At 74.6% G+C, this 24,037-nt stretch carries 4 protein-coding genes; all 4 read right to left on the bottom strand.

The features are described from left to right. Positions 1-19,312: hypothetical protein (locus M1O15_RS12290; RefSeq protein ID WP_248633746.1), on the bottom strand; the 19,312-nt coding region annotated here is incomplete at its 3' end. A gap of 127 nt (positions 19,313-19,439) precedes the next feature. After that, complete coding sequence (locus M1O15_RS12285) at positions 19,440-19,820, bottom strand: hypothetical protein (RefSeq protein WP_248633745.1); 381 nt, start codon at positions 19,818-19,820, stop codon at positions 19,440-19,442. Further along, complete coding sequence (locus M1O15_RS12280; protein ID WP_248633744.1) at positions 19,817-20,293, bottom strand: YbaB/EbfC family nucleoid-associated protein; 477 nt, start codon at positions 20,291-20,293, stop codon at positions 19,817-19,819. The genes M1O15_RS12285 and M1O15_RS12280 overlap by 4 nt, the downstream gene beginning before the upstream one ends. A 64-nt stretch (positions 20,294-20,357) precedes the next feature. After that, positions 20,358-23,975 carry an AAWKG family protein gene (locus M1O15_RS12275; RefSeq protein ID WP_248633743.1) on the bottom strand — a complete coding sequence of 1,206 codons (3,618 nt, stop codon included), beginning with the start codon at positions 23,973-23,975 and terminating at the stop codon, positions 20,358-20,360. Between the last annotated feature and the right edge of the window lie 62 nt (positions 23,976-24,037).

Below are 24,037 nucleotides of genomic sequence, written 5' to 3'. Positions count from 1 at the left end.
GGAGCGGGGCGGCCGGGGGCTGCGCGGGCGGGGCCGCGAGGGCGGCCGGGGTCGCGGTGGCGGGCGCGGGGGTGGCGGTGGAGCGGCCGGCCAGGGCGGGGCGGGGGCCGCGTACCGGGGTGGCGGTCACCGAGGACAGCGGGGCGCGCACCAGGCCCTCGCCGGTGGCGCGGCGGGCGGTGCCCAGGGTGCGGGCGAGTCCGGGCAGCCGGCCCTGGGCGGCGCCCTGGGCGGCGGCCTGCTCGATCTGGTGCCGCTGGGCGGTGGCGATGATCCGGTCCACGGCGTCCAGGGCGTCCTGGCGCCGGGCGAGCCGTTCGGCGCTGCGGTCGCGGTAGCGGAGGGCGTGGGCCAGGGCGAGCCGGGCGGCCCCTTCGGCGGTGTCGGCGTCGGCGGCGCGCTGCTCCAGGCCGGGCAGCCGCTGTGCGGCGGCCTGGGCCTGGGTGCGGGTGGTGGCCGCGTCGCCCCGCAGGGTGGTGGCGCGGGCGCGCCGCAGGTTCAGCCGTTCGCGGGCCTCGGCCCGGGCGGCGGTGGCCTGCCGTCGGCGGGCCCGCAGTTCGGCGATCCGCGAGGGGGTGGCCTGGCCGGTGCCGCGCAGGGCGCGGCGCAGTTCGGAGCCGGACCGGCGGGCGCGGTCCGAGAGGAGGGCGAGCCGCTGCTGCGCCTCGGTGACCGCGCGTTCGGCGGCGAGTGCCGCCGCTTCCCTGCGGCGTACCTCGTTCTCCAGCCGGGTGAGCTCCGCGTCCTGAAGCTCCCAGGCGGTCTTGGCGGCGGTGTGCCGGTCGATCGCGTCGTCCAGTCGGCCTTCGGCCCGGGTCACGGCGGTGTCCGCCCGGTCCAGCACCGCCTGGCGGGCGTCCCGGGCCCGCAGCGCCTCCCGGCGGGGGTGGGCCTGGTCGGTCTCCCGCTGGTGCGCGCGGGCCTGGAGGAGTACGGCGTCGGCGTGGGCGGTGACGGCGTCGGCCAGCTGGTTCCAGGCGGTGAGCGTGGCGGCGTCGGTGCTGTGCAGGGCGCCGTCCGCGGTGAACCGCCAGTGCTGGAGCCCGTCCTCGGTGCGGAGCACCAGTTCGACCGGCCGTCCGGCCAGCACGGCGGTGCGGGAGGCGGCGTACAGGGCGCGGGCCAGGAGCGCCCCGTCGGAGGCCGGGCCGGGACCGGGGGCGAGCCAGAGCTGTGCGGCGGTCTCGGCCGGGTCCAGGGCGGCGGCGAGCGCGGCGGGCAGGTCGGCGAGCGGGTGGCGGGTCCAGTCGCGCAGATCGGCGGCGGGCTGTGCGGCGAGGATGGAGCGCAGGTCGTAGACCTGGGGGTCGGTGCGGGCGTCGGTGATGCCGAAGCCCAGCACATCCCTTTCGGACAGCCGGAGTTCGGCGCTGCCGGTGACATAGCGGGTGCCGCCCGGGCCGGTGACCTTGACCAGCACGTCGACCATGGTCTCGTAGCTGCGCGTGCCGCGTCCGCCGCCGGCGGGGAGGGCGGTGCCGCCGGTCTTCACCCATTCGCGGCGCAGTGCGGTGACCGAGGAGCCGGCGCCCTGGGCCACCGGCTGCTGGGCGAGCAGCGGGATGCCGACGCCGAAGAGGTGGGTGGGGCCGAGGGAGTCGGCGGTGTGGGCGGTCTGCAGGGTGGTGGCGGAGGCGCCGCCGACGGCCAGGGCCTGGGAGGCCGTCAGCGAGGGCAGCCGCAGCCGGTCCAGGGTGACGTCCCCGGCGTCGGTGATCCGCCGGGGGTTGCGGATCTCGATCTCCAGGCCGGGCGGGGCGCCGGGGTCCTCCTCCACCGGGTAGGCGCCGGGCATGGTGGCGGTGGCCCCGGTGCCGCGGGCCAGGTCCACGGTGATCCGGCCGGCCTGGATCAGCTCGCCGAGCCGCACCGCGGCGCCCTCGGCCGACTCGGACACCGGGGTGGAGGTGAGGTCGGCGGCCAGCTCGGGGGCGACGGCGGCGATGGTGTGGGCCAGTTCGGCGGCGGCGTTGAAGCCGAACACCGGGGTGGGGCCGGTGGGCAGCAGCCGGGGGCCGTCGGTGATGTGGCGGCCGGCCGGGGCGGGGGCCGCCGTCCGGGGGTCGGTGGTGGAGACGGCCGGGGGCAGCGGGTCGGGCGGTGTGTGCGGGTCGGCGGCCTCGCTGCCGGTGAACCGCAGGGTGACCAGGGCGGGCACGGTGGCGGTGCGTTCGGGGCGGCCGAACAGCATGCGCCTGGCCCATTCGCCCCAGCCGGTGTCCTTCTCGGCCCAGCCGATGATCCCGGCCTCCAGCAGCCCGCCGGGGATGTTCAGCGGCCAGTCGGTGACCAGTTCGGAGCGGACCGAGGCGGTGTACTCGTACTCCACCTCGAAGTCGGCCGCGTTGTCGGTGCGCATCCAGTAGCGGTCCTCCTCGGTGGAGGCGTTCTTGGCGGTGGCCGAGGAGCTGGTGGTGTACGCCAGGTTGGGTCCGGTGCGGTCGGTGCGGGTGTCCACGGCGGGGCGCGGATAGCGGGTGTTGGGGGTGATGACGGGGTTGGTCTGCCGGGTCTTCGTGGTGGAGACGGAGGTGTTGGAGGGGGCGTGGGCGTGCACCTGCTCCTGGCCGGTGCCGGGGCCGCCGGGTCGGCCGCGCAGGGTGCGCAGGCCTGCGGTGTCCTGCACGGGCCGGGCCCGCAGGGAGACCTCGACCAACCGGGCGCCGCCCTTGGCGACGTGCAGGAAGTGGAAGCGCTGGGCGGCGCCGGGGCCGCGTCCGGGCAGGGCGCGCAGCGCGGTGGGGGTGGTGAGGTCGGCGATCCGGGTGCGTACGCCGGAGAGGTAGGAGGTGTGCCCGGGGGTGGTCGCGCCGGGGGCTTCGGCCTCCACCAGGCGGGTCAGCTCGGTGCGGAGCCGGTCGCGCCGCTCGATCCGCCGGTTCGCGGGGGCGGCCGGGGCGGTGGGAGCCGGGCCGAGCTGGCGTACGGAGAGGATGCCGGCGAAGCCGGGTTGCCCGGTGCGGGCGAAGCGGTCCGGGGGCGGCAGGGTGGCGGCGGCCCGGGCGGGCACCGGCAGGGTGGCGAGCAGCGTCTGGAACCACTCGGCGTCCCGGGCGAGTTGGGCGTCGCTCATCAGGAACTGCGCGCCCCGGGGGATCTCCACGGCCACGGTGACCGGCGCGGAGCTGGTGACGTTGACGGCGTTGCCCACCAGGGTGCGGCGGCCGTGCCGGACGGTCAGCAGGATGGTCGCCCCGCCCCGGATGCGGTGCAGCGGGCCGCTCTCGGTGGGGGTGCGGGTCACCGCGGTGGAGGCGGTGACGGCCCGGGACCGATCGGTGCGGCGGGTGTGGGCCAGCCGGCCGGAGGGGTTGAAGAGGGGTTCCGCCTGGGGTGCGGGCGCGGTGGCGGGGGCCTCCTCCGCGCGCGGCTGGTTGCGCGGTCCGTCGCCGGGCTGTTTCTCGTCGGTCCGCTGGACCTGTTCGGCGGTGTTGGGCGGCGGGGCGGGCCGCTGGGTGGCGGTGAACGCCTCGGCGGTCTGGTGGGTGGTGCTGGTGGTGGTCTGGTGGGCGGCGGTGTCGGTGGCGCCGACGTCCGTCTCCAGGTACTGGGCGCCGCTGTTCAGGTGCTCGCCGTCGTGCAGATAGCCCTCCAGTTCGATGGAGAACTCGTGGTCGGCGCCGAGCCCGGGCAGGGTCAGGCCCTCGATCACATAGCCGCCCTTGAAGATCTGGTGGGCCCGGGCGGCCAGGTTGGCCGGGCTGAGGGCGGAGCGCAGCGCCTCCCGGAAGGTGGTGGACTCGTCGGTGGGGTCCGCCCCGGTCAGGTTGTCGGCCAGGTGGGCCAGCTTGTTGGCCTGGTCGGTGAGGAACCCGGTGACGGCTCCCCAGCCCCGGGCGATCAGCCCTTGCTCGGGGTGGCCGGGCTGGGTGCCGGCGGTGATCCGGTCGAAGGCGCCGATCAGCGCGGCCGAGCCGCGGAAGGCGTCCAGGATGGCGTCGTCGGGCATCCGGACCACGCCCGGCACCGGGGTGCCGTCCGGGCGGGTCAGGGCCAGTTTGGCCCGGTCGTCCGGGGTGACGGCCCGGACCTGGGCGAGGGCGGCCGGCGGGCGGGGGGTGCCGGCCGGTTCGGTCCGGTGGCGGGCCACGGCGAGGGTGAGGTGTCCGGTGGCGGTACGGGTGAGGGGCCGCTCCTCGTCGGGGCGGGCGCCGCCCGCCGTGTCGGAGGCGCCGCCCGGGGCGCTCGCCGGGTCGGCGAAGTGCCGTACCGGCGCGCTGCCGGCGCCCTCGTACAGGTCCAGCGCGAACAGCGCGGGCACCTCGAAGAGCTCGGTGGACTGGCCGCCGCTGCCGATGAAGAACTGGTCCTGGTTGTTGCCCGATCCGGCGGTGTAGGTGCTGCCGGTGCCCCGGCTGTAGCTGTGGTCGACGGAGCCGCTGAGCGTCCACGGCGGCTCGCCGGCCGGACCGGACGGGCCGCCGCCGAAGCCCGCGCCCCAGCCGTAGGCGTACCCCCGGGACTCGTTGCCGGGCACGCTGAACGAGGAGATGCCCATCACCTGGATTCCGGGCAGGGTGCGCAGATGGCGGGCCTGGCCGCGGGGGTCCCGTACCGCGCTCAGCCGGAGCTGGACGCGGCGGGTGCCGCCGGTGCGCCGGGGCAGCTCCAGCCAGATCGGCTGCCCGCCGTCCACCAGCGCGTCGGCGGAGGCCCGCAGCCCGATCGCGGAGCGGGCCTGATCGAACCGGCGCAGATTGGTGAGCTGGGCCTGCGCCCGCTCCTCGTCCTCCACGAAGGGGGCGAGCGGGCGGTTCTCCGGGGGCAGGAAGCCCTCGGCGCGCAGCCAGGCCTCGGCCCGTTGGAACATCTCGGCGGTGCCGTTCACGCCGAGCGGGGCGGCGGACAGGCCGAGCGAGTCCAGGTTCTCCAGGTCGTCCGGGAGCTGGCGGACGTCCGCCCCGGGGGCCTGGCCGAGGGCGTCGGCGGCGGCGAGCCGGCGCAGCCGCAGGCCCCCGTCCCAGGGGCCGGCCGTGTGGGTGCTGCTGCCGCCGCGGGCCCGGACCAGGGTGACCCGGTAGGTGACCCGGGCCGGGGTCAGCAGATGGCTCTTGTTGCTGCGCACGGCGTGCGCGAGGGTGGCCGAACCGCCGGAGGCCAGAGCGGTGCTGGTGCCCCACTTGACGGAGCCCTTGAAGGTGGTGCTGCCCACCACCCGGGAGGAGGCGTCCGGGTGGCCGGCGGCGGTGTCGTCGGTGAACACCGGTGCCACGCTGCCGTCGAAGGCGAGTCCGCTGCTGTACTTGGCGGAGCTGTCCAGCTTCACGGTCTGGGAGACATGCGCCTCCAGGTTGATCTTCCCGTCGAGTGACTGGTGGCTGGGCGTGTCGTCGGGCTCCACCACCGCCTCCAGCCGCAGCATGCCGACCGCCTTGCCGTGGCGGTCGAGCAGTACGGGCGAGTACAGCGCGCCGTCGCGCTGGAGCGGCAGGGTGCCGCGCAGCACCGGCTCGGAGAGGAACGCCTCCACAGCCTCGGCCGAGTCCTCCGACAGCTCGGAGAAGTCCTCCGCGAAGGCTCCGCGCACCTCGGTGAGCAGCCTGGCCGGCTGCCGGACGGTGTCCACGCCCCACACCGGCAGCGCGTCCAGGGCGGCAGGGTCGGGCAGGGCTCCGGGCGGGTCCACCGCCAGGTGCTCGGGGAACCAGACGGTGAGCGGGCCGTGCCGCTCACCGGTCCCCCAGCCGCCGTCGCCGGGACCTCCGTCGTCGGCGGCCTCCGCGTCGACGCGCAGTTGCCACTCGCTGGTGAACTCCACCGGCTGGGACAGCTCGTTGCTGCGCTGGGCGGTCATGGTCTGCACGGCGGTGCTGACGGTGGTGGCCGCCGAGAACTGGTTGTGCGTGAGCGCCAGGGCCATCGCCCCGTCCACCCGGCTGACCGGGCCCGCGCGGCCCACGGCGAAGGCACCGGACCAGGTCACCGGGACGGTGCGGACATTGCCCGAACTCCGGGTGACCGGCGTCTCGCTGCTGCCCTGGCCGCGCCGCTCCACCCGTACCTCGGGGTCCTCGGTGCCGTGCTCCCCGTACCGCCCGGACCGCTGGGGGTCGTGCAGGCCCAGCCGTACGTCCACGGTGCGCCGGCGGCCCTGGTGGGTGAAGGTGAACCGCCGTCCGCTGCTGCGGAGATACGGCAGCTGGCGGGCCAGCTCCACCGCGTCCGCCCGCTCGCGGAGCTGGACGCGGACCGGGTGGTCCTCGGGCGCGGTGTCGGGGTCGATGCCGAGGGCGGTCAGGATCTGCCGGTGCAGCCCCCGCACCACGGTGTCGTCCAGCGGCTCGACGTGCACCAGGCCGACGGTGCCGTCATAGGCGGCGCCGTAGCCGGTGACATACGCCGAGAGCGGTGTCCCCCAGTTGCGCGGGGTGCTGCTCGCCTGCCAGCGGCCGTCGTGCTCGTCCGGCGGCAGCGGGTCGACCACCTCCACCGACTCGGCCTCGGTCGCGGTCTGCGGGGAGTACGGGTGGTCGGGGACGGCCGGGCCGGTGTCCAACGCGGCTGCCAGCGCCCGTAGATCGGCCTCGATCACCGCTGGAGCGGATTCCGGGAGGGCGGTCGCGTCCGCCATCACCCCGGGCTGGACATCGGTCAGCCACTGCCGGAACAACGACTCACGATCCGCACCGCGATCCCGCAACGCCGCGTAGTGCAGCAACTCATGAAGGATCTGGGCATCGTCCCGGCCTTCGGTCCCACCGAGCCGGATGTGCAGCTGATCGCTGTCGCCCGGATCGGCGGACCGGCTCAGCTCGATGGCCTCGGCGTGCTCCGGCGCGGGCGTCAGCACCACCTCCACGTCCACCTGGTCACCCGAACCGGGCAGCAGGAGGCCGTGGTTGACATGCCGGGCGAACAGCCCCGCCACGCGCTCCCGGAACGCCGGAAGTTCCGAAGCGTCGAAACCGGGACCGAACCGCACCGGCACATGCACGGACACACTGCGCACCCACCGGCCGTCATCCGCCTGCACCCGGCGCACCCACGCCCGCACCAGAGTGTTCCGCCCGTGCAGCGTCCCCGGAGCCCGACCCGGATCCAGCAGATCACGACCCGGATCGAACCAGTCCTGACGCAACGCCCGCGCCGGAGCCGACGCCCGACGATGCCACCACTGATCACGATGGACGGGAGCGGGATCGGGAGCCGGTGCCGGGAGCCCGGCCATGAACTCGCGGAAGGCCTCGTAGCGGGCGTTCTCCGCGTCGGTGGCCGCCACCGGGTTGACCTCGGCATCCGCTGCCTGGTCGGCCGCCCCGTAGAGCCGCTCCAGGATGGGCAGCAGCCGGGGCTCGTGGGCGCGGACCCAGGCGGCGCCGTTGTTGCGGGGCTGCCCGGTGCGCGGGTCGGCGCCCTGGTTGGTGCCGAGGTAGGCGTTGCTGAGCTGGGCGAAGAACTCCTCGGCGGTCAGGGCGGAGTGGTTGTCGACCACCCGGCCGTCGGTGTGGCGGCGGGGGCCGTCCGGCCAGGAGCTGTCGGGGCCCTGGGCGTACCGCGTCCGGTAGCGCAGGCCGATCAGCTCCCGCTCGGCGTCCAAGAGCGCGGCGGCGTGCAGCAGATGGGCCAGCTCATGGGTGACCGAGGAGTAGCCCTCGGGCTGGTGCGGTACGGGGCCGATGGGCGTCCGCTCGCCGAGCAGGTTCTCCTCCGGCAGCGCCGCCACCAGGGCGCCCGAGGTCGCGCCGCGCAGGTCGTCGACCCGGTGTCCGGCCGCCCCGTGGGCGTGGGTGAAGGCGTTCACCGAGCCCAGCGGCACGCCCTGGGGCAGTACGACGACCATGGCGCCCGAGCCGAGCAGCCGGGTCGCCGCGTCCGGGTCGCGCAGCATCCGCGCGGTCCAGCGGTACGCCTCCTGGCGCGCGGACGCCGGGCGGGAGACGGCCGCCGGGACCACGACCAGCAGCCGGGCGGCGGCCTCGGCGAACTCAGCGGCGGTGAGGCGGGATCGCAGGGCGGAGGTGAAGTCCGCCCGGCCCGCCAGCCAGCGTCGCAGTCCCGGCTCCAGCAGCGTCAGGGCGTCGATCAGTTCCGGGGCGGGCAGCCGGGTGAGGCGCGCCAGCAGCCGGTCGGCCTGCTCGGCGTCGGCCGGCTCCACCGCCCGTGGCAGGGTGACGGTCTCGCCGGAGGCGTGCGCCGGGCGGGGGCTCGCGGCCGTGTCCGTGGTGGACGGCGGCGGTACGGGGGCGGGGTGCAGTCCGCCGGAGGCCCCGGGGGTGCCGTCGCTGGCGCTGTAGTGCCGCTGGTGGAGGTAGACCTCCACCACCGGGCCGCCCGAGGGGCCGAGCCGGTCGTGGACGGAGGCGGGCGCGCCGAGGTGGCCGGGGCGGGCGATGTCCACGGCGATGCCGAAGGCGTGGGCGGTGAGGGCCAGGAAGGCGTCTCCGTAGTCGCTCGCCCAGCCGGTCTCCCAGTCCTGCACCGCGTTGAGCAGCCCTTGGAGTTCCTGGGCGCTGGGCGGCGCGGTGCTGGTCAGATACGCGGCCTCCAGCCCCTCGCGCAGTTCCGCGTCGCTGAGCGCGGCGGCGCCGGTGACCCCGTGGTCCCGGGCGAGCGCCAGCAGATCGGCCCGGGTGACGGCGGGGTCGTACAGGTGGGCGGTGAACTCGTCGGCGATGGAGGCGCGCAGTTGCAGGATGACCTGGTCGGGCAGGGGTACGCCGCCGACGGCCCCGAGGGCGTACTCCGTGACGATGGCCCGCATCGCCCCGATCACCCGCTGGGACGGCAGGTGCGGTGGCAGGGTGCCGTCCTCGGAGAGCGCCGTGGCCTGGGCGACCAGGTCGCTGCGGACCCCGGCGGTGTCCGACAGCCAGGCGTAGGCCGGATGGGTGGTGGGCAGGTCGGTGAACCGGTCGCGGATCACCTGCGGGGCGCTGCCGAGCAGCGCGTACAGCAGGCACTCGCCGTTGGCGACGGTCCTGATCGGGTTGCCGGCGGCCGGAGGGTTGCCCGTGCCGGGCGCGGGCGGGGCATGGCCGGAGGAGGTGGCGGTGGCCTTCCCCTTGCCCTTGGCGGTGTCGGTCGCGGGCGTGCCCTTGGTGGTGGCCGGGGTGGCGGTGGGGTCCTTCACGGGGGTCTTGCCGGACGTCTTCGCGGAGGGCTTCGGCGCCTTGGAGGCCGTCGGGGTCTTGGCGCTCTTCGACGGCTTCGTGCTCTTCGGGTCCGGCTTCGGGGTCTTCTTGGCGCTGCCCGGGGGCGCCTTCGCGGCCTCGGGCTTCTTCGGGGTCTCGGGCTTCTTCGGGGTCTTGGAGGTCTTCGCGGTCTCCGGCTTCTTCGAGGTCGTGGAGGCCGGCGGGGCGCTGGTGGTGCCGGAGGCCGGGGCCGGGGTGGCGTGGGAGAGGGCGGCCTCGGCGGTGGCCGGGCCCAGGGCCGGGTTGGCGGTCACCGAGGCCACGGTGGCGCCGATCAGCCCCTCGCCGCTGTCCTGGCGGGCGTCGCCGACGGCGGTGGCGAGGGCGGGCAGCCGTCCGGCCGCCTTGGTCGCCAGCGTGGCCTGGCGAAGCTGCTCCTTGCGGTCGGCCGCGATGGCCCCGTCGATGACGGCGAGGTCCCCGCGGCGGTCGTCGCGCTCTCCGGCCAGGTCGTCGCGGCGTGCGAGGGCCTTGGCCCGCTCGGAGTGGCGGGTCGCCTCCGCCGAGCGGGCGTCGCTGACCGCCTGGGCGAGCGCGGGAAGGCGCCGGGCCGTGTCCTGCGCCTCGGTGTGCAGAGCCGCCAGCTCGTCCCGCAGTTCGGCCTCCCGGGCGCGCAGCCTGGCCACCCCGGCACGGAGCGAGGTCTGGGTCTGCTCGGCCCGCTGCCGCTGTTCGGCAGTCCGGCGGACATGCTCGGCGGGGGTGGACGACCGGACCATCCGGGTGGCGTGGCGCAGACCGGCCAGGACGAGCCGGTTCTCGTAGGAGCGCCGTTCGGTCACCGCCGTCCGCCGTTCCACGGAGGCGAGATCGTGCTCCAGCCGCCGTATCCGCCCGTCCAGCCGGGCCTGGGTGCGGCGGGCGCCGTCCAGGGCGGAGCGGGCGGCGCGGTGGGTACGTACGGCCGTCTGCCAGGCGCCGTCGCGCTGCCGGAAGACGGTGTCGGCCGCGGACAACCGCTTCTGGGCGGTGTCGAGTCGGGTCTCGGCCGTGCCGCGGGGCCCGCTCCGGCCGGTCTCCCGCCGACGGGCCGCGGCCTGCCGCCGGACGGCGTCACCGTGTGCGGTGACGGCCTCGGCCAGGTCGCCCCAGGCCTGGGCGGTGGCCGGGTCGTGGGTGAGCAGGGAGCCGTCCTCGGCGAACATCCACTGCCGCAGACCGTCCTCGGTCCGCAGCACCAGCTCGACGGGGCGGTCCGCCAGCAGCGCGGTGCGGGAGGCGGCGAAGAGGGCGCGGGCGAGGAGCCTGCCGTCCGGGTCGGGGCCGGGGGCGAGCCAGAGCTGCGCGGCGTCCTCGTCGGGGTCGAGGGCGGCGGCGAGCACGCCGGGCAGGTCGCCGAGCGGGTGGCGGGTCCAGTCGCGCAGATCGGCGGCGGGCTGTGCGGCGAGGATGGAGCGCAGGTCGTAGACCTGGGGATCGGTGCGGGCACCGGTGATGCCGAAGCCCAGCACATCGCGTTCGGAGAGCCGCAGTTCGGCGCTGCCGGTGACATAGCGCGTGCCGCCCGGGCCGTCGACCCGGACGAGGACGTCGACCATGGTCTCGTAGCTGCGGGTGCCGCGTCCGCCGCCGCCCGGCAGGGCGGTGCCGCCGGTCTTGAACCACTCGCGGCGGGTCGCGGTGACCGCCGAGCCGGCGCCCTGGACCACCGGCTGCTGGGCGAGCAGGGGGATGCCGACGCCGAAGAGGTGGGTGGGGCCGAGGGAGTCGGCGGTGTGGGCGGTCTGGAGGCTGGTGGCGGAGGCCCCGCCGACGGTGAGGGCGGTGGAGGTGGTGAGGGCGGGCAGCCGCAGCCGGTCCAGGGTGACGTCCCCGGCGTCGGTGATCCGCCGGGGGTTGCGGATCTCGATCGCGATCCTGGGCGGGGCGTCGGGGTCCTGCTCGGCCGGATAGGCGCCGGGCATCGACTCGGTGACCCCGGCGGCGCGGGGCAGGTCGGTGCCGATGCGCCGGGCCTGGATCAGCTCCCCGATCCGTACCGCCGCGGCCTCGGCGGAGCTGGAGAGCGGGGTGGCGGTGAGCAGACCGGGGGCGAGGGCCGGGGCGGCCTCGGTGAGCGCCTGGGCCAGCTCGGGATAGGCGTTGAAGTGGAAGACCGGGGCCGGTCCGGACGGGACGAGGCGCTGGCCGTCGGTGATCCGGCGGGGCTTCGCGGCGGTGGGCGCGGCGGAGGTGCGCACGGTGCGGGGGTCGGTGCGGGACAGGCCCGGCGGCAGCGGGACGGGGGCGGTGGCCGGCGGGTCGACGGCCTCGCTGCCGGTGAACCGCAGGGTGACCAGGGCGGGCACGGTCACGGTGCGCTCGGGGCGGCCGAACAGGGTGCGGCGCGCCCACTCGACCCAGCCGACGTCGTCGGAGAGGCCGATCAGACCGGCCTCGATGATGCCGCCGGGGATGTCCAGCGGCCAGTCGGTGACCAGTTCGGAGCGGACCGAGGCGGTGTACTCGTACTCCACCTCGAAGTCGGCGCCGTTGTCGGTCCGCATCCAGTAGCGGTCCTCCTCGGCGGAGGTGTTCTTGGCGGCGTCCGAACTGACGGTGGTGTACGTGACGTTGGGGCCGGTGCGGTCGGTGCGGGTGTCCTCGGCGGGGCGCGGGTAGCGGGCGTTGGGGGTGAAGGTGGTCGCGTTCTGCCGGCTGGTGGTCGTGGCGGACGAGGTGTTGGACGGGGCGTGCACATGCACCTGCTCATGGCCCGAGGTGCCGGGTCCGGCGGGCCGGCCGCGCACGGTGCGCAGCGCGGCGGTGTTCTGCCGGGGCTGGGCGGTGAGCGAGACCTCGACCAGCCGGGCGCCGCCGCTGGCGACATGCAGGAAGTGGAAGCGCTGGTGGTGGCCGGGGCCTCGGCCGGGCAGGGCGCGCAGCGCGGTGGGCGTGGTGAGGTCGGCGATCCGGGTGCGTACGCCGGAGAGGTACGCGGCGTGGCCGGGGCTGGTGGAGCCGGGGGCTTCGGCCTCCACCAGCCGGGTCAGCTCGGTACGGAGCCGGTCGCGCCGCTCGATCAACCGGTTCCCGGCCGGGGCGCCCGTACCGCTGGTGGCGGCGACGGCGGTGGCCGGGGCGGTGGGGGTGGTGGCCGGGGCGGGGCCGGTGGCGACCGGGGCGGCGGCCGCGGTGGGGGCCGGGCCGAGCTGGCGTACGGAGAGGATGCCGGCGAAGCCGGGCTCCCGGGTACGGGCGAAGCGGTCCGGCAGCGGCAGGGTGGCGGCGGGCCGCGCGGGCGCGGGCAGGGTGGCGCTCAGGCCCTCGAACCATTCGGCGTCCCGGGCGAGTTGGGCGTCGCTCATCAGGAACTGCGCGCCCTGGGGGATCTCCACGGCCACGGTGACGGGCGCCGAGCCGGTGGCCCGCACGGTGTTGCCCACGATGGTGCGGCGGCCGTGCCGGACGGTGACCAGGATGACCGCCCGGCCGCCGATGCGGTGCATGGGGCCGCTCTCGGTGGGGGTGCGGGTCACGCCGGTGGAGGCGGTGACGGCCCGGGACTCGTCGGTGCGGCGGGTGTGGACGAACCGGCCGGAGGGGTTGAAGAGGGCCCCCGGCTCGGGTGCGGGCGCGGGGGCCTCCGCGCGCGGCCGGTTGCGCGGACCGCCGTCGGGGTCGTCCTGGTTGCCCTGCTGGACCTGCTCGGCCGGGTTGGGCGGCGGGGCCGGCCGCTGGCTGGCGCTGAACGCCCCGGCGGTCTGGTGGATGGTGCTGGTGGCGGTCTGGTGGGCGGCGGTGTCGGTGGCGCCGACGTCCGTCTCCAGGTACTGGGCACCGGTGTTCAGATGCTCGGGGCCGAGGAGGTAGCCCTGGAGCTCGATGGAGAAGTCGTGGTCGGCGCCGATCCCGGGCAGGGTCAGGCCCTCGACCACATAGCCGCCCTTGAAGATCTGGTGGGAGCGGGCGGCCAGGCTGGCCGGGCTGAGCGCGGAGCGCAGCGCCTCCCGGAAGGCGGTGGACTCGTCCGCCGGGTCCGCCCCGGCCAGGTTGTCGGAGAGATGGGCCAGCCTGTTGGCCTGGTCGGAGACGAAGTCGGTGGTGGTGCCCCAGGCGCGCTGGACGGCGCCGCGCGGCGGGCGGCCGGGGTAGGTGCCCGCCGCGATGGAGTCGAAGGCGCCGACGAGTGCGTCCGAGCCCCGGAAGGTGTCCATGATGGCGTCGTCGGGCAGCCGTACGACGTGGGGCACCCGCACGCCGTTGCGGTCGGTCAGCGCCAGCCGGGCCTGGTCGGCCTGGGTCACCGCGCGGAGCCGCGGAGCCGCGGTGGGCTCGCGCCGGGCACCGGCCGGCTGGGTGCGGTGCTGGGCGACGGCGAGGGTGAAGCGGCCGGAGACGGTCTGTGTGACGGGCCGCTCCTCGTCGGGCCGGGCGCCGCCCGCCGTGTCGGAGGCGCCGCCCGGGGCACTGGCCGGGTCGGCGAAGTGCCGTACCGGGCCGCCGGGCCCCTCGTACAGGTCCAGCTTCAGCAGCGCGGGCACCTCGAAGACCTCGGTGGACTGGCCGCCGCTGCCGATGAAGAACTGGTCCTGGTTGTTGCCCGACCCGGCGGCGAAGGTGTCGGCGCTCTGCCGGGCGTAGCCGTAGTCGATCGCGCCGCCCAGCGTCCAGGGGGGATCCCCGGCCGGTCCGGACGGGCCGCCGCCTATCCCGGCCCCCCAGCCCCAGGCGTGCCCCCGGGACTCGTTGCCGGGTACGCCGAACGAGGAGATGCCCATCACCTGGATGTCCGGCAGGGTGCGCCGGTGCCGGGTCCGGCCGCTCGGGTCGCGCTCGGCGCTCAGCCGGAGTTGGACGCGGCGGGTGCCGCCGGAGCGCCGGGGCAGCTCCAGCCAGATCGGCTGCCCGCCGTCCACCAGCGCGTCCGCCGAGGCCCGCAGCCCGATCGCGGAGCGGGCCTGCTCGAACCGGCGCAGATTGGTGAGCTGGGCCTGCGCCCGCTCCTCGTCCTCCACATAGGGCGCCGTCGGCCGCCGCAGCGGCGGCAGGAAACCCTCAGCGCGCAGCCAGGCCTCGGCCCGCCGGAACATCGGGTCGGCCCCGGTGACGGCGAGCGGCGCGGCGGACAGGCCGAGCGAGCGGAGGTTCTCCAGGTCGTCGGGGAGCTGCCGGGTCCCGGCGCCCCGGGCGTGCTCCTGCCCCTGGACGTCGCCCGCTTCCAGCCGGCGCAACCGCAGGCCGCCGTCCCAGGGTCCGGCCGTATGGGTGCTGCTGCCGCCGCGCGCCCGGAACAGGGTGACCCGGTAGGTGACCCGGGCCGGGGTCAGCAGATGGGCGCGGTTGCTGCGTACGGCGTGCGCGAGGGTGGCCGAACCACCGGAGGCCAGGGCCGCGTTGGTGCCCCACTTCACGCCGCCCTTGAAGGTGACCGGGCCCTGCACCCGCGAGGAGGCGTCCGGGTGGCCGGCGGCGGTGTCATTGGTGAACACCGGGGCGAGGGAGCCGTCCAGGGCGAGCCCGCTGCTGTACTTGGCGGAGCTGTCCAGCTTCACCGTCTGCGAGACATGCGCCTCCAGGTTGATCTTCCCGGCGATGGACTGGTGGCTGGCGGTGTCACCGGGCTCCACCACCGCCTCCAGCCGCAGCACCCCGACCGCCTTGCCATGGCGGTTGAGCAGCACCGGCGAGTACAGCCCGCCACCGCGCTGGAGCGGCAGGGTGCCGCGCAGCACCGGCTCGGAGAGGAACGCCTCCACCTGCTCCGCCGAGTCGTCCGAGAGGTCGGCGAGGTCGTCCTCGAAGGCGTCCTGCACCTCGGTGAGCAGCCGGGCCGGCTGCTGGACGGTGTCCACACCCCACACCGGCAGATCGTCCAGCGCGGCGGGTGCGGGAAGCGGGCCGGCCCGGTCGGCGGCGGCGAGGTGCTCGGGGAACCAGATGGTCACCGGCCCGTGCGAGCGGCCCGGCCCCCAGCCCTCGTCCACCGAGGCGGTGCTGTCGCTGTCGCTGTGCCCGGACTCGCTGCCGCTGCCGTCGCTCTCGTCCGCCTCGTCCAGGACGCCCGGGTGGTCGATCCGCAGGCTCCAGCCGGTGGTGAACTCCACCGGCTGGGACAGCTCGTTGCTGCGCTGGGCGGTCATGGTCTGCACGGCGGTGGTGACGGTGGTGGTCGCCGAGAACTGGTTGTGGGTCAGCGCCAGGGACAGGGCGCCGTCGATCCGGCTGACCGGTCCGGCGCGGCCGACGGTGAAGGAGCCCGACCAGGACACCGGAATCGTCCGGACGTTGCCGGAGCCCCGGGTGGCGGAGAACTCACTCGTGCCCTGGCCGCGCCGCTCGACCCGTCCCTCCGGGTCCTCGGTGCTGTTCCCGTACCGCTCGGAGCGGACGGGGTCGCTCAGCCCCAGCCGGATGTCGATGGTGCGCCGGCGGCCGTTGTGGGTGAGGGTGAACCGCCGTCCGCTGCTGCGGAGATACGGCAGCTGGCGGGCCAGCTCCACCGGGCCGACCCGCTTCCGCAGCTGGACCCGGACCGGATGGTCGTCGGGCGCGGTCGCCGGGTCGATGCCGAGCGCCCGCAGGATCTGCCCGTGCAACGCCTCCACCATGGCCGCGGGCATCGGCTCCACGTGCACCAGGCCGACGGTGCCGTCATAGGCGGCGCCGTAGTCGGTGACATAGCTGGACAGGGGCTCGCTCCAGTCGCGCGGGGCGCTGCTCGCCTGCCAGCGGTCATCGTGCTCGTCCGGCGGCAGCGGGTCCACCACCTCCGCCGACTCCGTCGCGGTCTCGGTCGCGGTCGCGGTCTGCGGGGAGTACGGGTGGTCGGGGACGGCCGGGCCGGTGTCCAACGCGGCCTCCAGGGCCCGGAGGTCCGCCTCGACCACGGCGCCCGACTCCGGCAGGCGTCCGGCGTCCGCCATCACCCCGGGCTGGACATCGGTCAGCCACTGCCGGAACAGCGACTCGCGATCCGCACCGCGGTCCCGCAACGCCGCGTAGTGCAGCAGCTCATGAAGGATCTGGGCATCGTCCCGGCCGTCGGTCCCACCGAGCCGGATGTGCAGCTGATCGCTGTCCCCCGGGTCGGCGGACCGGCTCAGCTCGATGGCCTCCGCGTGCTCCGGCGCGGGCGTCAGCACCACCTCCACATCCACCTGGTCACGCGAACCGGGCAGCAGCAGACCGTGGTTCACATGCCGGGCGAACAGCCCCGCCACACGCTCCCGGAACGCCGGGAGTTCCGAAGCGTCAAAACCGGGACCGAACCGCACCGGCACATGCACGGACACACTGCGCACCCACCGGCCGTCATCCGCCTGCACCCGGCGCACCCACGCCCGCACCAGAGTGTTCCGGCCGTGCAGGGTCCCCGGAGCCCGACCCGGATCCAGCAGATCGCGACCCGGATCGAACCAGTCCTGACGCAACGCCCGCGCCGGAGCCGACGCCCGACGATGCCACCACTGATCACGATGGACGGGAGCGGGAGCAGGGGTGCTCTCGGGGGAGGACTCGGCGGCCTGCTCGGACTCCAGCGGCGGCGGATCGGCGGGCCCGCTCTCCACCACGGCCGGTTTTACCGGTGCCTCCGGTGTTTCCGGTGCCTCCGGTGTTTGCGGTGTTTGCGGTGTCTCCGGTGTCCGGGTGGCGGCCGTCTCGGTGCTGGTGGGGTGCGGCGGGGCGGGCAGGACCGGGTCGGCCGTGGAAGGGCCGCCGACCGTGCGTACCGCGGTCGGGGCGGCGGGGGCAGGGGCGGGGGCGGAAGGCGCGGCCTGGGGCCCGGCGAGGTCGCCGATCCGGGTGGCGAGCCGGTTCAGTCGGTGGTCGCCCAGCCCGGGGTTGGTGGATGCGGGGGTCTCCCCCAGCAGGACGCCGGTGACATCCTGGCGCCCGCTACCGTCCTCGCCGACACCGAGCAGTTCGGCGATCCGCTCGGCGTACTCCCGGGGATCGGCGTCCGCCCACCACTCGGTGGCGGTCATGGGCTGGTCGCGGCCCACCAGGGTGACGGGAGGGCCCTGGTGGACGGGGGTGCTCGCCGCCGGCTCGGCGGTGACATGGAGCAGGTCCCCGCCGGGCAGCCGGTGGCCCGGGGCGTTGAACAGCTCCTCCACCCCGGTGCGTATGCGCTGCCAGACGTCCTCGGGCAGACCGTCCGGCCCCACGGCGGGGAGCTGGACGGTGACATCGGTGACCCATTGGCCGTCGTGCTCCACCCGGCGTACGTCGAACACCGAGCGCCGCACCGGTGGGGCGGCCTCCCCCGCCCTCGGCGCGGGGGTGTCCGGGGCGGTGACCGAGGGGTCGTCGGCGCTCCAGGTGTCCTCCAGGGTCACCGGCTCCACGGAGGACCGGGCGGCCTCCCACTGCGGGTTGCCGGTGAGCGGGGCGGGGCGGGGGGCGCCCGGCATCGTCTCCGGCTGGGTGTGGACCTGGTCCGCCGACTGCCCCTCGGCATCCGCAAGGTCCCGGCGTTCCGGCAACTCCTGCGGCGAGTGCTCCTGCTCGCCGGGGGTCGGCTGGGTGCGCGCCCGGGGGTCGTCTTGCCCGGTGGCGGGTGGGGCGCCGGTCGGCTTGCCCCCGCTTCCGGTACCGGAGGACTGCTGCTCGGGGAGGTGCGTACCGCCCGCCGAGGGGGTGTGCGGACGCGGCAGGGCGTCGCCGCCGAGCGCGGTGGGGTCGGCCAGGTCCGTGTCGGAGCCCGCGAAGGGGTCCGGGAAGCCGGTACGGGTGGTGTCGAGGTCGGCCGTCCGGCCGGTACCCGTACCCAGGCCCGTACCCGTACCCAGGCCCGTACCCGTACCCAGGCCGGTACTCGGGAGGTTGGCCTCCGGGGTCCCGCCCGGCAGGGGCGCGGGCGCGCCCGGCCCGGTGACGGTCGGCCCGGCGGTGAGGGGCGAGGACGGCAAGGGCGTGACCGGCTGGGGGCGGATGGGGGTGGCGGTGTCGCGTGGGCCGCCGGCTGCCGTGGTGTCCTCGAAGGCGGAGTCGTCGAGGGCGGGGTCGCCGAAGGCGGTGGGCGACGGCCCGGCGGGGGTGGGGGCGGGCGGGCTCGGCGGAGGGGTGAGTGACCCGGTCGGCGGCGGGGTGGTGGTGGAGGAGGTCAGGGTCACCGGCGGCGGGTCGATGCGGTCGAGGCCGGGCCCGGTCGCCGACGCGGGCAGCGGCGGCGGCAGCGGGGCGGGTGTCGGGACGGCGGGGGTGGGGGCGGTGCGGGTGAAGCCGTCAGGACCGCCGCTGGGTCCCCGGCTGCCCTCCGGGCCCGAGCCGCGCGGGGGGATGCGGTTGATGTCGGTGAACTGGCTGGAGTCCGTGAGCCACTTGTTCAGCCACAGTCCCCCGCCCCCGCCTCCGACGTCGGTCACCACCTGGAACATCGAGCTGGTCCCCGACCCGACGAAGGTCTCCCACTTGAACTCCCACACCCCGTCGAAGAGTCCCTGGACCAACACCTCCGCCGCGCTCTCGCTCACTGCGCCGACGATGAAGGCCTCGGGCAGGTCGTTGAGCACATCCAGCGTCTTGACGGTGAGCGGGTTGCGCTTCACCCAGGAGTCGAAGTTGTCGATGTTCTTCTTTAGGTAGTTCTTGAAGAAGTTCCCGAACAGGTCGAAGGCACCTCCGAGCCAGCCGGAGAAGAGGCCGGCCAGCGCCCCGAAGGCCGCGCCCTTGCCGACCTCCTTCCAGTCGATGCCGTCCGGCTTGCGCGGCCCCTCGTTCAGCGCGATCTGCGCCAACTGCACCGCCAACACCTGCAACGCCTCGGTCAACGCCCCCGTCAGCGCCGGCCCCAACCCCGACATCCGCAACAACCGCTGCACGATCAACAGCACCGCCAGCCGACTGCGCGCCCGCGCCAGGAACATCTGCGTCACCGACGTCCCGCCGGTGAACGCCGCCAACGCCGCCAAAATCGCCAACTCCGCGATCAACGAGATGATCTCGGCGATGATCTCCCACTTGGCACCCTGGATCTTGATCGAGTGATCGACCTGACCCGCGGAGATCTCGTCCAACTGGTCGACCATCTGGTCGATATGGCTCACCCCGGCGTCGTCCACCAGCACCGACAACGCGCTGATATAGGGGTCGGCGACCTCCTTCGGGAGCGCGGTCGCCGCCTCCGCGATCGACGCCCGGATCTCCTCCTGGAGAGACTTCAGACCACGGCCGTAACGGTGGTAGAGCTCACGGCTCTCATAGGCGAGGTTCTCCCTGGCCTCCAACGGCATCTCACCGATGAGGATCCAGAGCATCTTCCGGACATCCTCCGGAAAGTTGATCTCCTGCACCCAGAACTCCGCTCACCCTGCCCGCACCGTGCCTCTGCCGGTGCCGGCACTCTTGCCCGTCCGCCGTACCCGTCTCGCCCTCAGGCGCCGGTCAGCGGCGTCCTCCGCCGCCGCCCCCGGTCTCGCCGTCGTCGAAGATGGACTCGGGTGTCCTGCGCCGGTGTTCGGCGATCCGCTCCTCGGAGTCCGACTGGGTGCGCTCGATGCTGTTGAGATTGGCGAGGGTGGCCTGCACCAGTCCGTCGAGCGCCTCGAACAGCTTCTCGCTGGAGCCGGTGCAGAACTCGTTGTTCCGCTCGTAGACCGGGCGGTTCTGCTGGGCGTAGTCGTCGGTCCAGCCGGGCCAGGCGGTGTAGGTCTGCTCGTCGGAGCGGAAGTCGCGGCCCAGCGCGTACGCCATCCTGGGCAGGTTCCTCATCCGCTCGATGGCCGTCCGCAGTTCGGCCGGGTAGGCCTCGAAGACACCGCTCATGACCGCTTCCCTCCGTGGTGACCGCCGTAGCCGTCCTCGTGGATCTCGTCCCGCAGCCGGTCGGCGGAGCGGCGGGGCCGTCCGGGCGCCTCATCCTCGCCCGCCAGCGCGGAGCCGAAGACCCGGTCCCAGTCGAGGTCGACCCCGCGCACCCCCGAGGCCGCGCCCTCGGCGCGGGTCAGCGGTTCGAAGACGTCCATCACCTGGCGGGCCATCCGGGCCCGACCCCGCTCGGCCGCCTCCATCACCGAGGCCGCCAGCTGGGCCGCGTTCATCGAACGATACTTGCTGTCCAGGAACTTCAGCCCGGCCAGCTCCCCCTGGGGGCCGATGACGACCTCCACGGAGCGGTCCCGGGACCGCACGGTCTCGGTGGCGCCCGCCATCCGGTCCTCGGCGCGGGCCACGGCCTCCTGGACGGACTCCAGTTCGGCCATGGCCTTCTTGATGCGCTGCTCGATCGATTCGGTCACCGGTGGCACCTCCGGTCGGTGGGGCGGGGGAAGCGGGCAGGGGGGCGAATACGGGCGGCCGGGGTCATCGTCCGATCACGGCCGGGGAGCCGCCCTCGTCGGTGCCCCAGACGTCCTCTTCCTCCTGCACCCAGGCGTCGCGGGTGCGGTCGCCGCTCTGGGTCTGCTGCTGGCCGGGGGCCTGCCCGCCCATGGGCATGAACGGCGAGCCACCGGTGGTGGCGGCGGTACGCGGGGTGGAGACCCGTACGTCGTTCTCGTCGTGCCCGCCCCGGGGGCCGCCCGGCCGGGGGCGTCCGCCGCGCGGTCCGCCCACGGGGCGGCCGTCGTCGATGACGTTGCGGACCCGCTCGGAGTTGTTGGCGCCGCCGCCACCTCCGGCCCCGGCGCCGCCCATGCCGCCCATCGGCATGCCTCCCATGGGCGCCCCGCCCATCGGCGTCTGCGCGGAGCCGCCGCCCACGTTCGAACCGGGCAGAGAGCCGGTGTTGAGCTGGTTGCCGAAGTCGCCGCCGGCCGCCCCGTAGGCGGGCAGGGGCCCGGCGCCGCTGCCGACCGTGGGCCGCTCGTAGGGGGTGTCGTCGTACAGCTCCTCCTCGTAGCCGCCGAGGGAGCCGTCGTAGGAGGGGCGGTCCAGGGTGGGGAGGGAGGAGTGGGGGCCCGAGCCGCCGGGCAGGGCGCCGCCGCCGTTGAGGTCGCCGGTGATCACGGTGCCGTCGGGGCGGGTGGTGGTGCCGATGCCGGTGTGCGGGTCGATCGTGGTGGTCGTGCCGTCCGGGTAGTCGGTGATCACCCGGCCGTCGGGCTCGATGTGCGAGACGCTGCCGTCGGGGTGCGGGAGCCGGTCGCCGGTGTTCAGCGGCCCGGTGGAGGTGGTGCCGTCGGGGCGGGTGACGGTGGAGGTGTGCAGGTCGGGGTCGATGGTGACGGTGGTGCCGTCGGGGTGGCGGGTGACGACGCGGCCCTGGTCGTCGATGCTGGTGTGGCTGCCGTCGGGCATGGTGAGCCCGTCGCCGGAGTAGACGGGCAGGTCGGCGCCGCCGAGTGAGGGCAGGTCGCCGGGGTTCAACTCACCGGTGATCGGGTCGATCGAGCCGGGCCGGTCGAGTCCGGGGCGGTCGCCGCCCGGGAGCCCTTCGCCGCGCGCCTGGTCGTACTCGGCCTGGGCCTGCTCGTAGGCGGCCTCGCGACGGGCCTGCTCCTCGGCCTGCTTGGCCTCCGCCTCGGCCTGCTTGGTGTCCTGCTCCTGCTGCCGCGCCTCCGCCTTGGCCTCCGCCTCCGCCTGCTTGGCCTCGGCCTCGGCGCGCTGTTCGGCCTCGCGCTTCTCCTGCTCGGTGAGCAGCTGGTCCTGGCGCAGCTCCTGCTCGGTCTGGAGCCGGCGCTGCTCCTCCTGCTGCTCGCGCTGGGCCTGTTCGGCGCGCTGCTGGGCCTCCTCCTGCTTGGCCTCCTGCTCGGCCTGCTTGGCCTCCGCCTTCTGTTCGGCCTCGGCCTGCTTCTGCTCGGCCTCCGCCTCCTTCTGCGCCTGCTTGGCCTCCTGTTCGGCCTGCTTGGCTTCCGCCTTCTGCTCGGCTTCGGCCTGCTTCTGCTCGGCCTCCGCCTCCTTCTGGGCCTGCTCGGCCTTCGCCTCGGCTTCCTTCTGCTCCGCCTTCTGCTCGGCCTCGGCCTGCTTCTGCTCCGCCTCCGCCTCCTTCTCGGCGGCCTTCTGCTCGGCTTCGGCTTCCTTCTGGGCGGCCTTGGCCTCGGCCTCGGCCTCCTTCTGCTCCTGCTCCTTGCGCTGGCGCTCCTGGTCGGCGCGGGACTGGGCGAACTGGGCGGCCTGGACCTGCTCCTGGCGCTGCTGAGCCTCCTCGGCGCGGCGCTGGGCCTCCTCCTGCTTGGCCTCCTGCTCGGCCTGCTTGGCTTCCGCCTTCTGCTCGGCCTCGGCCTGCTTCTGCTCGGCCTCCGCCTCCTTCTGCGCCTGCTTGGCCTCCGCCTCGGCCTGCTTCTGCTCCGCTTCGGCTTCCTTCTGCGCCTGCTTGGCCTCGGCTTCCTTCTCCTTCTGCTCCTGCTCGGCCTTGGCCTGGGCCTCCTTCTGCTCGGCCTCGGCCTCCTTCTGGGCCGCCTTGGCCTCGGCCTCCTTCTCCTTCTGCTCCTGCTTGGCCTCGGCCTCGGCCTGCTTGCGCTCCTGCTCGGCCTCCTTCTCGGCGGCCTTGGCCTCGGCCTCCTTCTCCTTGCGCTCCTGCTCGGCCTTGGCCTGGGCCTCCTTCTCGGCGGCCTCCTTCTCCTTGCGGGCCGCCTCCGCCTTGGCCTCCTCCTCGCGGCGCTTGGCCTCGGCCTCCGCCTTGGCGGCCTGCTCCTTCTGCCAGGCCATGAACTCGTCCTGCTTGCGCTGCGCCTCCTCCTCCTTGCGCTTGGCCTCCTCCTCCTTGAGTTCGGCCTTGTCCTCCTTGTAGCTGCTGGTGAGGTCGCTGCCGCCGCGGGTCTTGATGGAGCCGAGGACGAAGCTGGAGGAGGCCCAGGCGTTCTGCACGTCGCGCATGGCCTGCTGGGCGGGCTCGACCAGGTTCTCGATGACGGAGCCCTGCCAGAGCTGGACGGCCTTCTCGCCGACGTTCTTCCAGGTGGTCAGCTCGTCGAGCTGGCCGAAGGTGTCGCCCTTGAGGTAGCGGGTGGCGTTCTGGTCGAAGCCGGACATCGCGTGGTACGTGGTGTAGACATGGCCCCGCGCGCCGGTGTTGATCTTGTACGTGATCATCTTGATGTTGTATTCCCAGACATGGTCGGTGATCTCCACCAGCATGTCGTGCAGCCAGCGCAGCGGGTTGCCCATGTACCACTCCCAGTGGGCCCAGCTGCGTTGCAGGGTGCTGACCGCGTTGCGCAGGTCGGTCTTGGCCTGGCGTATCTCGTCGCCCTGCTTGGAGCCGCCGGTGGTGCCGGCCATGTCCTTGGCGTAGCCCTCGTACTGCTTGCTCAGGATGTGCACGAGGTTCCAGAAGACACCGGCGGCCTGGCCGCGCCAGGCGTCGTTCTGCTCGGTGCCTATGCGGCGCTCCCACTCCTGGACTGCGTCGCGCCGGCCGGCGAAGAACTGCGCCACCCGGTCGAAGGCGGCCGCCGCGGTGTCGAAGGAGGCGAGGCTCACCTGCTTGTTGTCGAGGACGTTGAGGCCGTTCCAGTGGAAGTTGTAGGTGCCGTCGGGGTTGTTGAGCAGCGCCTCCAAGGCGCGCCCGGTGCCGTAGCTGTACTGGGTCAGCGGCTGGGTGGTCCAGGTGGCCGCGTCACCGGTCAGCCCGAGGTGGTTGTCGTACTGGCTCTTGAACTCGCCGCCCTCCACGACCCCGCCGGCGGGCGGGCCGTCCGAGCTCTTGTTGCCGAGCAGCGTGATCCGCGCCTTGTACATGCTGATCTTGTCGCCGCTCTGGGGGTTGTCGCTGCCGGTCATGTAGAACGGGACGACGAAGTCGGTGTTCTCGATCCGGAAGCCGGCGTTCTCCACCCGCCAGTTGAAGTCGTCGGGGTCCGCGTAGTCCACGGAGTCCTGCTTGCTGATCTCGACCTTCATCTGCGGGATGTCCGCGTTGCCCTTGAGTTCGTCGAAGAGCTTGCCCCGCTCGGGCGCGAGATAGCCGGTGAAGAACTCCACGGCCTGGCGCCAGCCGTCGTTGTCCGAGGTGAGCGGCTTGATGTTCTCTTCACGCACGGTCGGCTCCGGGGGTGCGGGTGGGGCGGGCGGGGCGCGACCCGGGTGACGGGGCCGGGCGG

This window comes from Streptomyces lichenis, assembly GCF_023218175.1.
Classification (GTDB): Bacteria; Actinomycetota; Actinomycetes; order Streptomycetales; family Streptomycetaceae; genus Streptomyces; species Streptomyces lichenis.
This window is presented reverse-complemented; position numbering and strand designations above follow the sequence as displayed.